Below are 14,053 nucleotides of genomic sequence, written 5' to 3'. Positions count from 1 at the left end.
CTTCTATAAACAAAATAGAAGTAAGCTATTTTTTTGAGCAGCATTACGGTTGTAAAACAACTTTTATACAATCGTCCTCGCGATTATTAAAAATTTGATAACCATGACTTGCTTCCTCAAGAGACATTTTGTGTGTAATAATTTCCTTTGGATTAAACTCATTATTCGTGATTTTTTCAAATAGTTCAGGCATTAAATGAATGACCGGTGCTTGTCCCATTTTCAGATTGATATTTCTAATCCAGAAGGCACCTAATGGAAACAAATTGTAGTTGCCTCCGTAAACACCAGTCATTTGTACTGTTCCAAATTTCCGTACGGCTTTTGTAGAAATTTGAATTGGTCCGAGGGTTCCGCCTTGCAGCTTAAATTTTTGTTCAAGAAACTCTAAAGGTGATTTCTTGCCATCCATACCCACACAATCGATGACTACGTCTGCGCCTCCATGGGTTATTTCCTTTAAATATTCACCCATATCCGGGTGTTTTGTGAACTCAAATACTTCAACATTGTTTATCTTTTTTGCATGGTTGATACGATAGTCGAGATAATCAATTGCGATTACCCGCTTTGCACCTTTCATCCATGCGAACTTTTGTACCATCAATCCAACAGGGCCGCACCCAAGCACAATAACTGTATCGCCAGGTTTTACCCCAGCATTTAGTACACTCCAATAGGCAGTAGGGAGGACATCGGATAAAAAGAGTAGTGATTCATCTTCCAGTTCGCATGATTCTGGAATTACAAAGGGGGTGAAATTTCCAAACGGTACTTTCAAGTATTCTGCCTGACCACCTGGATGGTTTCCAAACTTCTCTGTGTAACCAAGGTATCCTCCAGAATCATAGTGCGGATTCGAGTTGTCGCATTGGCTTTCCATTTCATGCTGGCAATAAAAGCAATGTCCGCATGAAACGTTAAAAGGGATGACAACTCGGTCGCCCTTTTTTACTTTTGTGACATCAGGTCCTACCTCTTCTACAATACCCATTGGTTCATGCCCAATGATATACCCTTTAGGTAATGGCATGTTACCTTGATATAAATGTAAATCAGACCCGCAAATAGCAGTAGAAGTTATTTTTATAATGACATCATCGTTTTTTTCTATTTTGGCATCTTCTACCTGGCTAACTTTAACTTGCTTGGGTCCTTGATACGTTACAGCTTTCATAAATCATAGCTCCTTATTGTTTACTATTTTCTGTTAACACGTATAATTATAGTTAACTTATATAGTAAATAGTATACGGTTTCAGATTCTGGAGTCACTATACAGTTAAAAACATAGGACAGGAGATGATTTATAATGGAAAAGGTTACACCATTTTTAATGTTTCAGGAAGGTAATGCAGAAGAAGCGATGTATTATTATACGTCAATCATTGAGGATTCCGAAATTAAGAGCATCTCCCGTTACGGCGCGAATCAAGCTGGAGATGAAGGAACGGTTATTCATGCGATCTTTTCTTTGAAGGGACAAGAATTCATGTGCATTGACAGTCACGTGAAGCATGCGTTTGAATTTACTCCTTCATTTTCGATCTATATTACATGTGATTCGGAAGAGGAGCTCGACACTCTTTTTGAGAAACTCATGGTTGATGGACAAGCACTTATGCCGCTCGATAATTATGGTTTCAGTAAGAAGTTCGGCTGGTTGAATGATCGGTTCGGCGTTTCTTGGCAGCTTAATCTTCCGGAGTAAAAATTATGAAGTGAAAAAATTATAACCATAGCATAATCCGAACAATTTATTGATGTTGTTCGGATTATTTTACTATGGAAAACATTTAATAGGTAAAAAGTATAAGCAAAACTAAAATTTGAATGCATTGGAGACAATTATTGCTTGGCATTGATGAAAATGTCTATGATCTTATCGCATATATCAATATTATAATTTTTCGGAACGTAACCGATATATAAGGTGAAGTTCAAAGAGGAGGAATTTATATGAAAATCACACCTAATAATACACAGTTTGCCGCTTATACTCGGTTAACATTATTTACTGATTTTCAAAGACATATAAAAAACGGAACTGAATTTGGTGGTAAATCCACAGATATCGGATTTAGTGAATTTAAAGATATATTAAAAAAAGAAGAAGTTGTAAATGAAAAGAAAATTCGGGATATGTCTAAATCTCATGAGGATGCATTTCAAACCCAGATGAATTATGGCAAAAACCAAAACCAAACAAAGAAAATTCGGGAAGTTATGGACAAGGCATACCATTTAGGTTTAGTCGATAATGATGGAACATTAATAGACAACCTAGATAAAAAGGTGTAAAGGTTATAAATTGGGCATGTCGATCTTCTAATGATTATATCAACTTAAAACAAAAAGCTGCTCACATTGATTATTGTGAGCAGCTCCAGTCATTATTTTACAATTTCCATCTCGACTTCATGTTCTTTAATTTCAGCTTGAGGGAGTAGGGTTTTCGCGAAATCGAATTCGTTTAACTCTCTTCCATTAGAAACTTTGTTAGGCAGATCCGGGTTAGCAAGTGCGCTTGTGCCAAGTGCAACAAGGTCTGCCTGGTTATTTTCCAGTGAATTTTCAGCTGTTTCAGGCTCACCAAGCTTTCCGTTTGTGATTACTGGCAGCTTACTAAAGTCTTTAGCTGCCTGTGCCAGCGTTTTGGTTCCTTCACCAAAGGCAGGTGCTGTTGCATCGCCATCTGTTACATGAATGAAGTCAAGCGATGTCTGACCCAGTTCCGTGAAGATAGTTGCGGCTTCTTTCTCACCATCTGCCCATTTATGCTCCGAATCGGCAACCTTACCTTGCGAAATACGGATTCCAATCATAAATTCAGGACCAACTGCAGCACGTACTTCGTTAATTACTTCAAGATATAAACGCAGGCGATTTTCAACGGATCCTCCGTATTGATCTTCCCGGTGATTTAAATAATCTGTCAAGAACTGATCTAATAAATATCCATTTGCACCATGCAGCTCGATGCCATCAAATCCCGCATCTTTTGCTCGGATGGCACTTTGTACGAATCCTTTTTTCACATGATTTATATCATCCACTGTCATTTCTTTTGGTGTTTGGAACGGGCCAGAACCGCCATAGAATTCCAGTTGTTCGCCTTTTGGAGCAATAGCAGATGGCGCAATCGTTTCATTGGTATACGCATTTCCTTGGCTTTGCCCACCTGCATGCATGAGTTGGGCGATCATTACCGTGTCATGGTTTTGAACAGCTTCCACGACTGGTTTCCATGCCTTTACATGTGCCTCATTCGCAAGGCCGGGCTGGTTATTATAGCCTTGACTGTACTGTTCGTCGGTATAAATTCCTTCCGAGATGACAGCACTGAATCCGCCTTTTGCAAAGCGCTCATAATAGCGTTGCATCGTCTCGTTAGCACGACCATTTTTTTCAGCGCTGATCCGAGTCATCGGAGCAACCACAAAACGGTTGGTTAGTGTTTTATCTTTTAATTGCGTAGTTGAAAATAATTTATTAAAATTCAATGTTAAGCATCCTTTCATAGAAACATTAATGTCCATGATAGAAGTCATCCAATCCAGGTACAAGGTATCTGCTCAATGTGGGACAAGGGGACGGTTCTTTTGTCCCGCCAAAGCGGGACAGAAGAACCGTCCCTCTGTCCCTATGAATCCCGATCACTATACAATTTCATGAACATTCGTATAAATACCATCAGAATAAAGACGCTCACAAACGTGTACCACCATGTCCATGTGATATATTCAATGATATTAGTATTTTTCTCAATTAAAACTTCAATGATTGTTAAAACGGAAGTGTACACTAACCCTTGCAAGAGAATACCTGAAAATCTTGAATAATAGGTTGTTCTATAAAAATAAATAATAGCAATCGGTAACCAAAGATATTCATAGAGCAGGTTGGAATCAAAATGCCCATCCAAAAACTTTACAGGATAATCTAACATTTTTTCTTCTACGACCAAAACTCCAAGAATTATTGAAAGGTAAGAAGTGAGTAAATATGCGATAGTCCATTCCGCAAAAGGCAGAATTTTTATGCTGAAAAAGAGCAGAGCAATGCCAATCATTAAAGATCCCCATAAAATAGTACTATCCATCTATTAATTCAACTCCTTTTTCTAACTGGCTACTTATCCACTGTATAGTATAACCAAAATAAACCTATTTATAGTCTGGCTAATTGCTGACAATCGTTCTATGCTTAATTCACGACGAAGCTGGATTTTCAACGTATGTGATAAACTAAAAAAAGCTTGGACTTAGTGTCCAAGCTTAACCTGATCATAACTTTACTGTACCTGCTTTATTACTTAATAGTAATACGGATAGGGCTGGTATGATTGATGGTAATTATGTTGCTGATAAGGCATCATTTGTGAATTTTCACAGCCCGCATATGGTCCAATATACGTGGACGGCTGAACGGGTGCTGTCGTCTTTTCCCACATTTTTTCATCCATACAGTAGGTGTGTGCCATCACATTTGCCGGCGTAAAATGTAAGATATCTGAACCGAGTATGACTTCAGGTGTATCGGCATCAAAAATCGCGAGCAGGTGCGTGTTGTCTTCCATGGCAGTTTCGTAATGCCACCATCCTTGAGGCACATTCGCGACTTTGCCAGGAGTGATTGAAAAGTTAAGTATCTCTTTTGTAAACGGATTTAACATCGAAACCACAGCAGCTCCGCAAATACAGTAAACCAATTCCGCGGCATTCTGGTGGTAGTGAGGCTCAACGACATTACCGGAACTTAAGAAAATATCCAGCAGCGACGTATTTTGCAGCGTGTTCAGCTGCTGAACTCCCATAATGTTAATGTAGTTCTGCTGATCTTTAATAAATAACGGACTATTGTTGAGGTTAAATGCAAACTGGGCCGATGGTGACGTATAATCTATCGAATGGCTCATAATTTTTTCCTCGCTTTGTGATAAATTTTAGGACTCCTGTAGTGTATGACCGGGCGAATGAATCAGTGAATGAAGTTCTTTCTTGCAATCAAAAAATAGGAAAAGGAAGTGTTGTAAAATGCGTGCATTACTAGTTATTGATGTACAAAATGTACTTGTAGAACAGGTTGATTTCCACGCGGAAAAAGAACGAATCAAAAAGCTGATCAGTGAATTTAAGCAAAATGATGAACCAGTCATCTTCGTTCGTCACACGGACGCTGAAGGACCGATGGCTGCTGGGTCAAAAGGGTCGGAATTGGATTCCGACTTAGTGGGATACGCTGATCACATTGTTGAGAAGCATACAGAAAGTGCTTTTTTTGAGACCAATCTGGATTCGTTACTAAAGTCCATTGATGTCAATCACATTTTTATAACTGGATTTAATACGGAATTTTGCTGCCTTTTCACATCGATTGCAGGATACGACAGAGGTTATAAAGTTACATTTATCGAAAACGCTGTATCTACTGTCCACACCGAGGATAATTATAAAATGCCAGGACTCAATATCCGTGAATTTATTGGAACGATTCTGTATTGGTCACACAAAATTGAAGTTTTGGATTACGAGGAATATGCTGCAAAGAAATAAAATCGAATGACTTTAGGAACAAGGCATAATTCTGGAATAGGGGGATTATGCTTTTTTGTTGAATAAACAGGATTTTGTAAAAGATTGTCGAAATAGTAATTTAGCATAGAGATTTTTAAAAAGGAGTGTGGCAATCATATTTCATGCAAAAGATGTATTAGCAGACCAGTTGTTAGCAAATGCTAATGATCCAAGTTTTTACACTTCATTTTCTGATTCAGTTGAAAATTTAACAGAGGAAGACGCGTTCTGGAAGCCTAATGAAGCTAGTAATAGTATCGCCGAAATTGTTCAGCATCTACTCTATTGGAATGAAACCTGGCAGACCAGATACCGAGAATCCAATGTCAAAGCAGTGCCTCCAATCGGAAACAATAATAAGAGCTTCATAATTTCGGAAAACCAAATATTTGAGGAGAGGAAGGAAAAATTAGTAAACGTACTGTTGCAATGGCAGCATTTACTTACAGAAGAAAAGGTCGAAAGTGATGTAAATGGTTTCCCTGAACCAGCCCAGTGGTGGGAGATACTTGGAAATATAACAACACACAACGCATACCATATAGGTCAAATTATTTATATCCGGAAGTTGCAGGGGAACTGGATTTAAAAGACTGAACGAGTTGGACGGTTACTATTTTGAGAGTCACGAATAAAGTTCATTGTAAGTTGATATATGTGAACGTATGTTCTATAATAACGTTAAAGTCTATGAAAATAAATTAGGGAACTGATTTAAAATTTTTTCAATGTATTAGTATTCACAAGAGTGTTAATCAGTATATTAGGAAAGATGTACATCAAACAATTTAATCTGAAGAGGTGAGAATTATGACTACTGCACAAAACAACGCTTCACTCGCTATCGTAGCAACCGGATTAGTTAAGGTATTCGGTAAAAACCGGGCTGTGGACGGTGTCGATTTGGAAGTGAAAAAAGGGTCAGTCTATGGTTTCCTTGGGCCAAATGGCGCGGGAAAGACGACGACAATTCGTATGCTTGCTACTTTACTGCGTCCGGATGGCGGCAGCGCTCAAGTGCTCGGGCACGATATTGTTCAGGAGGCAGATGAAGTTCGGAGCCGTATGAGCTTGACCGGACAATTCGCGTCTGTAGATGAAGATCTCACCGGGCTTGAGAATCTCGTTATGATTGGTCGCCTAATGGGTTATTCCCGAGCGCAAGCGAAAGCGCGGTCGAACGAACTGATCGACGCATTTGGGCTGGCCGAAGCAGCTAAACGTCAGGTTAAGAAATATTCGGGGGGAATGCGTCGCCGAATTGATATTGCGGCTAGCATCGTAGTCACACCAGACTTGCTATTCCTTGACGAACCAACGACGGGGCTTGATCCGAGAAGTCGCAATCAAGTATGGGAAGTCATTCGTGCACTTGCTAAAGCAGGTACGACTATACTCCTCACTACACAATATCTTGAAGAAGCCGACCAGCTGGCTGACCGAATCGCAGTAATTGACAACGGCAAGGTCATCGCAGAAGGAACGAGCAGTGAGCTGAAAGCATCAGTAGGATCGGGTACGTTGCATGTTAGTCTTGCTAACCCTGAGGATAGATCTGAAGCAGAGAAAGTATTGTCAGAGCTGCTTGACGTTCCTATGCACCTGGAATCCGATCCATCGGCAATGTCTGCCCAAGTCTCGAATTCTGAACAAGTTGCATTTGCCCTTGGAGAACTGAGCCGTAAGGGAATCGCGATCAATAACTTTTCACTCGGCCAACCAAGCCTTGATGAGGTATTCCTGGCATTAACCGGTCGACCAGCCGCAGAGGATGATGAAACAAATAAGGAGGATGCTTTATGATGACATCTACTAATACAAGTAAGTCTGAGACTGATGAGTCCTTACAAACAGCACTCTCTGCCCGCGATCGTCCGTCACGTCCCAGTTCACTGACAACGTCGCTCACATTCGGATGGCGAGCACTACTAAAAATTAAATATGTTCCAGAGCAACTTTTTGATGTCACCCTGTTTCCAATCATGTTCACGTTAATGTTCACCTACCTGTTCGGCGGTGCACTCGCTGGATCGCCTGGAGAATATCTGCAGTTCCTTCTGCCGGGAATCCTTGTGCAAACCGTTGTATTCATAACTATATACACGGGTGTCGCACTGAACACGGATATTTCCAAAGGAATCTTTGATCGTTTCAGATCACTTCCAATCTGGCAGCCGTCCGTTATCATTGGTGCTTTGCTCGGCGACACGGTTCGCTACACACTCGCATCGACAATGGTCATCGTTCTTGGCGTTATACTAGGATTTCGACCTGAGGGTGGCGTGATAGGAATTATATTAGCAGTTCTGCTCCTTCTAGTCTTTTCGTTCAGTCTGTCCTGGATCTTTACAGCGCTTGGATTGATTATGCGAACGCCCAACTCAGTTATGGGTGTAAGTATGACTGCATTGTTTCCGTTAACTTTTGCCAGTAATATCTTCGTCAATCCAGAAACAATGCCATCATGGCTACAGTCATTCGTAGACATCAACCCTATTACCTCGCTGGTGACAGCGGTTCGTGGTCTGATGCACGGCACAGTGACTGCCGAACAAATCGGATGGGTACTCCTGGCTTCAGCCATACTCACCGCAGTATTCGCACCACTTACGATGTATTTGTATCGGAATAAACGATAGTTAGGAAGGAGTTAAGACACAATCCTGAAATAGTGGATTGTGTTTTTTTACAGAATAAATTGGTATATTAAGAATCAACAGAGAGTGAGGCAGCGAAAATGATTAAAGGAACAAAAATATACTTAGAAGCACTTAATCAGAACCATACACAAGCAGTTCTGGATCTGGAAACTCGGAACAAGGATTTTTTTGAACCATTTACAGTTTCACGTGAAAGTGATTTTTATACATTAAAAAGTATTCAGGTAAGATTAGAGAAAAAAGAGAAGGATCGAGAAGAAGATAAGGGGTATGAGTTTGGAATCTTCTTAAACGATGGGAAGTTAGTAGGTGAAATTGGTTTGTTTAAAATAGAAAGAGGGCCAGCTGAAAGAGGAATGGTCGGCTACTCGCTTGATAAGGAACAAAACGGGAAAGGATATACGACGGAAGCGTTAAAATTAATCGTCACTTATGCGTTTAATGAGTTGAATCTGCATCGGATTGAAGCTGGAGTCATGCCGCACAATGTTGGCTCTATTAGAGTGTTAGAAAAAGCAGGCTTTCATAAGGAAGGCATCGCCAGGAAGAATGTGAAGATCAATGGACGGTGGGAAGACCATCAGATAGTAGCAATCATAAATCCTGAAGATTAACATCTAAAGAAAATACCAGTATTTTGACTATTTCTTGTCGAAAGCATGACATTTTCTGATTTTATAAGAATCGAACGCCTTTTGGATTGCTCTTTCTGATTAATTTTCATATGCTTACAGAAAGGCATTTAATTTGGGAGTGAAAATAAATATGAGTAAAGACTTCAACAATGTTAAACAGCGTAACTATAATCCGCTGATATGGGTTCTATCCATCCTAATTGTAGGCATTATTTTGGGGACGTATATGCTGCCTAAAAGTTCGGACGGCACGGTATGGGGCATTGAATTAACGGTACTGCCGATGCTGAATGCTATCTTTAACAGCTTCACCTTTCTGTTTCTACTAACCGCTTTAATTATGATTAAAAAGAAAAATATTACGATGCACCGGAGATTCATCGTTGCAGCGTTTGTAACTACTTTTTTATTTTTCATCTCGTATTTGACCTACCACTCGATGGCTGAGTCAACAAGCTTTGGCGGAGTTGGCGCACTAATGTATCTTTATTATTTTATACTGATTACACATATTGTTCTTGCGGCTTTGATTGTCCCGCTTGCTTTGATTACACTTGGACGAGGCTTGAATATGAAAGTCGAAAAGCATCGGAAAATCGCCCGCTGGACAATGCCGCTTTGGCTGTATGTCAGCCTGACAGGAGTAATTGTCTACTTAATGATTTCACCGTATTATTAAGTCATCCACAACTGAATGAGCATGCAGCAAAAGCACAATCCTGTATCTAGGGTTGTGCTTTTTTCAATAAATGGCTGTTTGATAGCAGCACAATTTAATAATCTGGGATAAATTCATTCACAATGCACAAACTATATTTTAGTTTACAACTAAATTAATTATAGGGAGGAAATGGACCCATGTCTATAAAACCTAAAATGAGTTCCTCTGAGCTAGGTGCGCTATGGATGACATATCATAAAAAAACGTTGATCTTACGAGTGCTGGAATATTTTATAGCGAAATCAGAAGATCAAAAAGCGAACGATCTCATGACTGATTTATGGAGTCAGCTTAATACAAAAATAATTGAAATTAAAACGTTGTTTGAAAATGAAGGGGCAGCGCTTCCTGAAGGATTTACGAAGGAAGATGTTAATCTGGAAGCACCAAAGCTTTGGGACAATGGATTTGATATTATGTTCGCGCGCATATTGAAAGAAATCAGCATGGGAATGTATGCACTTCATTTAACAATGTCTTATCGTCCGGATATTATAAAGCTTTACAGTGATTTGTCCGTGATAACAGAGACTGCATATGGTCAGTTCACCCAGTACCTTCTCGAAAATAACCTGTATACTCGTCCAACGTACGTTACCATGCCAAAGTCGATTGATTATATAACAGATAAAAATTATTTAAAAGGAACCGACATTATAGGGGAGAAGCGCCCACTAAATACGGTTGAGTTCGGTTATTTATATCAAACAATTGAAACAAATATTACTGGGATGCAAATGTTGAAAGGTTTCATCCAAGCAACTAATGATGAAGACGTGAAGCAGTACTTTACAAAAGGAAGAGAACTTACGAAAGAAATTATAAGTGAAACCTCTGACAAACTTTTACAAGATAACATTCAACCACCATTGGGAACACCTGGAGGAAACGTAACAGATTCAACAATGGCTCCTTTTTCGGATAAGTTAATGATGTTCTGTAATCACCTTTTATCTGCGTATGCTACGGGTGTTGGGGGTTTTACATCCGGTTTTAGTTTACGTAATGATCTGCAAACGAAAGGTGCCATATTCGCGAAAGATATATTTCAATACCAGCGAAATGGGGTTAAACTCATGATTTCTAAAGGATGGCTGGAAGAACCACCAAAAATGGATCTTTAATAATTATGGTTTTTTACATAATTTTTGTGAAAGAGGTTGGGACAAAAGTTTATTACCTATAGCAGAATCCGAACGAAATCGTATAATTCGTTCGGATTCTTTGCTTTGGCAATCGCTTCGTCAAAATACTTCGCTTTCCGTGGGCACGGCTTCAGTCTCCTCGGATAAGCAAAGAACGCTTTCCTGTGGGGCCTTCAGACTCGTGCTGTTCCCACTGGAGTCTTCGTATTTTGACTACGCTTGATGTCAGCGCTCAAATTATCTTTTCATAATGTTCTTCTTTTGACTGGTCTATTTTGGATTTGTCCCAGCCTCTTTCTATCTTGTATCTGATACACGCACCCGATGGTCACGGAAGAAAGCAGATAGGTCTTCTCCAGAAGATTGCTGCATAATACGCACGAAATCTGCAGTTGTTGCCACTTTAAATTTCATCTTTTCGAAATAGGTTTGCATGCCTTTATAGAACAAATCATCACCAAGTTTTTGTTGTAAATCATACAGTGTTTTCGCACCATAGTCATACATGACATCCTGGTACATTTTCATACCGTCATCTTCTGCATGCTCCATAAATACGCTAGCGGCGGAAGTCAGTCGATAATATTTCTTACCAATTGCCCTTACCCACGTGTAATCCAACTGTTCTCCAAAAAAAGCGGTATGGTGGGCAAATGTCGCGAATGACTCATCTAACCATGGTTCGTCAAATTGATTGTTGCCGACCACTCCATAAAACCACTGGTGAGCAATTTCGTGTTCGGTGGTCCCGTATATAGCACTTCTTTCTGGTTCTTTATCCAGGTTGATCATCACTAATTGTGGATATTCCATCCCTAAAGCACTTATATTCATCCCGACAATATCCAGTTCTGGCCATGGGTACTCCCCGAATAACTCTTCGTATAACGGTAACGCGTATTTAGCGGTGTCCAGCATATATGTTGCATATTTTTTTTGCGCTTCCGTGACTACAACATTCACCTTGATACCGTTCACCATTTCAGTATAATGGTTAAACGATTTGTTCATGACAATAGCAAAGTCCCGGACATTTTCAGCTTTAAACTGATGTACATTCATTCCATTTTCTGAGGTCACATTTCCAACCGATTGTCCGGTAGTGATGATGTTTTGTTCTTTGCTGGCCGTTAATGTGACATCAAAATTACTTGTTAACGAATAAGTCGGATCACCCCCAGCGAAATAAGGATCAAGATTCCAGCCTTCATCGTCATAAACTGCTAGAATAGGAAACCAATTTCCAAGTGAAACCTGGGTATCGGTCCAGCCGAAACGATGCTGTTGTTCTGGAATAGTAACAGTGAAATCCATATTTACCGACGCACTTTTTCCTGTTTTGAGTGAGACTTCGGAAATGTCGAGTTTGGTATCTTTGACTTCATATTCGACAGGTTCTTCGTTAAATAAAACATTATCCACCTGGATTCCGCCATTTTTAAATTCTTTAGCATTTGGCCAAAGATTAAAGTATATGTGGTTCAGCGTTTTATCCAGATTATTATCAAACGCTACATGTAGCGTGCCACTAATCTGATGTTTTTTATCATCGTATGTAACATCCATTTTGTAAGCAGGGTTAGCTGGACCGTACTTAATATTTTTTGTTTCCAAATCAGCAGATTCATAGGACTTCGTTTGGGTCACCCCGTCTTGTTTTGTTTCTGAATCATTTGGATTTGAAGTAGAACTAGTTTCCTTCGTACAACCCGCTGTTATGACAAGGATCGTACAAAGGATGATTAAGAACCGTAATCGCATAGAAATTACTCCTTTTTCAACTGGATTGGTGTAGAGATTCCTTATGCCTCTTGGTTGCTGTAAAATTATGTAACTACATAATACCATAAAATTATAAATTTTCATTTTAATAACATATTAGCAGTAAATATAGCATGCCGTCTTTTACAATCTCAGCGCACAAATAGATTAAAAACACTTCCAAAGATACCTGTTTATTCCACAGATGAATCCAGGCAAAACCCCCATTATATATGGGTTTAATGGTATAATTAGAGAGTGATAAATATTCTTTAAACAACAATTTGAAGGGATGATTTTATCAATTTTATTTTGAGGAATTCTAACTTTAGAAACCTGTTTATAGGGAGGTTAATTACGAACGCAGGTGACAGTATCTATTTGGTAACCGCCATGTGGTTAGTATATCAGGTTGGTGGTTCCGCTTTTTATACCGGACTGGCAGGCGCCTTGACTCTATTACCAAAAGCAATGCAATTCATGATTGGACCACTCATTGATCAATGGTCACTACGTAAAATAATGACGACTACACAGTTACTTCAATTCTTTCTCGTCCTATTGATACCTATTCTTGCTTATTTAAATCTGCTATCCATTACCATTTTACTTATTATCATGCCTGTTCTAGCATTAATTGAAGAATTTGCATATCCAGCTCAAACTGTTGCGATTCCACAGATCCTGGAAAAAGATCAGCTTCCAAAAGGGAATTCCTACATGGTTTTTGCTTATCAAGGAATTGATCTCGTATTTAATGCATTGGCTGGTGTGCTTGTAACGGTTTTTAGTGCTACATTGATTTTTTTAATCGATTCACTCACTTTTATTATCGCTGCCTTATTTTTCTACCTCTTAAAATTACCCAATAGGGAATCAACCATATTAAATGGTGAAAAGGCGGGTACTGGCCAATCTATCACCATCTATAAAAATCAGCTTAAAGAGGGAATATTATACGTCAGACAGTCGATTCTTTCTAAGTATCTTATAGTTCTTGTTCTAATAAACTTTTCCATTGGTATAAATATTGCTGTGCTCCCCGTTTATGCGGGAGATCGTGGTGGTGCTTATATGTATGGATTTTTTATGGCATCCGTAGCAGCTGGGACGCTACTTGGATCATTATCAGGCAGTGTTTTCAATCGCTATCCGCTAGGTAAACTATACATGTTTTCCTACCTGCTTACATCTATACTATGGATCGTTTCCATCGTAATTCCGTCTAATCTGTTCAGTGTTATACTTTTCGGACTTGCCTGGTTTCCGATAGGGGTCACTAGCGTGCTGCTGCTCAGCACACTTCAGCAGGTAATCCCTGCCCATTTATTAGCACGAACTTTTACAGTACTGGAAAGTGTTTCAGCCATCGCGATGCCACTAGGTTCCTTGATTGGTGGGACGATTACGTTTTTACTTACACCATCTGCCGTTCTGATGTTAGCGGGTTTCATCTTTTTGCTAATTGCAATCGTATGGTTTTTACTAACAGACCTAAGAACTTTGCCGCAATCTAGTGTAATTAAACCTGAGAAGTACGGATTAACCTAAACGA

15 protein-coding genes are annotated in these 14,053 nt (G+C 39.4%); 10 read left to right on the top strand and 5 right to left on the bottom strand.

Going from position 1 to position 14,053, the window contains the following annotated elements; genetic code table 11:
- Nucleotides 1-43: 43 nt before the first annotated feature.
- On the bottom strand, nucleotides 44-1,177 hold the full coding sequence (locus VBD025_RS14875) for a zinc-dependent alcohol dehydrogenase (protein WP_430786840.1): 1,134 nt from the start codon (nucleotides 1,175-1,177) through the stop codon (nucleotides 44-46).
- A gap of 135 nt (nucleotides 1,178-1,312) precedes the next feature.
- Here VBD025_RS14875 and VBD025_RS14870 point away from each other — a divergent pair, with 135 nt between their 5' ends.
- Nucleotides 1,313-1,711: a VOC family protein gene (locus VBD025_RS14870; protein WP_430786838.1), complete on the top strand. Its 399-nt coding sequence runs from the start codon at nucleotides 1,313-1,315 to the stop codon at nucleotides 1,709-1,711.
- Nucleotides 1,712-1,959: 248 nt separating this feature from the next.
- Entirely contained in the window at nucleotides 1,960-2,301 is a 342-nt protein-coding gene (locus VBD025_RS14865; RefSeq protein WP_430786836.1) for a hypothetical protein, read from the top strand.
- Nucleotides 2,302-2,393: 92 nt separating this feature from the next.
- Here the strand turns inward: VBD025_RS14865 and VBD025_RS14860 are convergent, their stop codons facing one another.
- From VBD025_RS14860 to VBD025_RS14850, 3 genes are all read right to left on the bottom strand, one after another.
- Nucleotides 2,394-3,503, bottom strand: a complete 1,110-nt coding sequence (locus VBD025_RS14860; RefSeq protein WP_430786834.1) for an NADH:flavin oxidoreductase — start codon at nucleotides 3,501-3,503, stop codon at nucleotides 2,394-2,396.
- 140 nt (nucleotides 3,504-3,643) lie between these two features.
- Entirely contained in the window at nucleotides 3,644-4,102 is a 459-nt protein-coding gene (locus tag VBD025_RS14855; protein WP_430786832.1) for a CBO0543 family protein, read from the bottom strand.
- 213 nt (nucleotides 4,103-4,315) lie between these two features.
- Nucleotides 4,316-4,918: a cupin domain-containing protein gene (locus tag VBD025_RS14850; RefSeq protein ID WP_430786830.1), complete on the bottom strand. Its 603-nt coding sequence runs from the start codon at nucleotides 4,916-4,918 to the stop codon at nucleotides 4,316-4,318.
- 118 nt (nucleotides 4,919-5,036) lie between these two features.
- Between VBD025_RS14850 and VBD025_RS14845 the strand changes: the two genes are divergently transcribed.
- From VBD025_RS14845 to VBD025_RS14815, 7 genes are all read left to right on the top strand, one after another.
- Nucleotides 5,037-5,555: an isochorismatase family cysteine hydrolase gene (locus VBD025_RS14845; RefSeq protein WP_430786828.1), complete on the top strand. Its 519-nt coding sequence runs from the start codon at nucleotides 5,037-5,039 to the stop codon at nucleotides 5,553-5,555.
- A gap of 136 nt (nucleotides 5,556-5,691) precedes the next feature.
- Nucleotides 5,692-6,165, top strand: coding sequence for a DinB family protein (locus tag VBD025_RS14840; protein ID WP_430791444.1), 474 nt, complete (start codon nucleotides 5,692-5,694; stop codon nucleotides 6,163-6,165).
- A 221-nt stretch (nucleotides 6,166-6,386) separates the two neighbouring features.
- Complete coding sequence (locus VBD025_RS14835; RefSeq protein WP_430786826.1) at nucleotides 6,387-7,379, top strand: ATP-binding cassette domain-containing protein; 993 nt, start codon at nucleotides 6,387-6,389, stop codon at nucleotides 7,377-7,379.
- Nucleotides 7,379-8,215, top strand: coding sequence for an ABC transporter permease (locus VBD025_RS14830; RefSeq protein ID WP_430791442.1), 837 nt, complete (start codon nucleotides 7,379-7,381; stop codon nucleotides 8,213-8,215). The genes VBD025_RS14835 and VBD025_RS14830 overlap by 1 nt, the downstream gene beginning before the upstream one ends.
- Nucleotides 8,216-8,313: 98 nt before the next feature.
- The gene (locus VBD025_RS14825; RefSeq protein ID WP_430786824.1) at nucleotides 8,314-8,850 is read left to right on the top strand and encodes a GNAT family N-acetyltransferase; all 537 of its coding nucleotides are present in this window, start codon (nucleotides 8,314-8,316) and stop codon (nucleotides 8,848-8,850) included.
- Between the two features lie 151 nt (nucleotides 8,851-9,001).
- Nucleotides 9,002-9,550, top strand: a complete 549-nt coding sequence (locus VBD025_RS14820; RefSeq protein WP_430786822.1) for a DUF420 domain-containing protein — start codon at nucleotides 9,002-9,004, stop codon at nucleotides 9,548-9,550.
- Nucleotides 9,551-9,729: 179 nt separating this feature from the next.
- Nucleotides 9,730-10,716 (top strand): DUF3231 family protein, encoded by a 987-nt coding sequence (locus VBD025_RS14815; RefSeq protein ID WP_430786820.1) that lies wholly within the window; start codon nucleotides 9,730-9,732, stop codon nucleotides 10,714-10,716.
- A gap of 318 nt (nucleotides 10,717-11,034) precedes the next feature.
- Here VBD025_RS14815 and VBD025_RS14810 read toward each other — a convergent pair whose 3' ends face one another.
- Nucleotides 11,035-12,498 carry a M1 family metallopeptidase gene (locus tag VBD025_RS14810; RefSeq protein WP_430786818.1) on the bottom strand — a complete coding sequence of 488 codons (1,464 nt, stop codon included), beginning with the start codon at nucleotides 12,496-12,498 and terminating at the stop codon, nucleotides 11,035-11,037.
- 312 nt (nucleotides 12,499-12,810) lie between these two features.
- Between VBD025_RS14810 and VBD025_RS14805 the strand changes: the two genes are divergently transcribed.
- Complete coding sequence (locus VBD025_RS14805) at nucleotides 12,811-14,049, top strand: MFS transporter (protein ID WP_430786816.1); 1,239 nt, start codon at nucleotides 12,811-12,813, stop codon at nucleotides 14,047-14,049.
- Nucleotides 14,050-14,053: the final 4 nt, after the last annotated feature.

The organism is Virgibacillus flavescens (genome assembly GCF_050574275.1).
GTDB lineage: Bacteria > Bacillota > Bacilli > Bacillales > Amphibacillaceae > Virgibacillus_F > Virgibacillus_F flavescens.
This window is presented reverse-complemented; position numbering and strand designations above follow the sequence as displayed.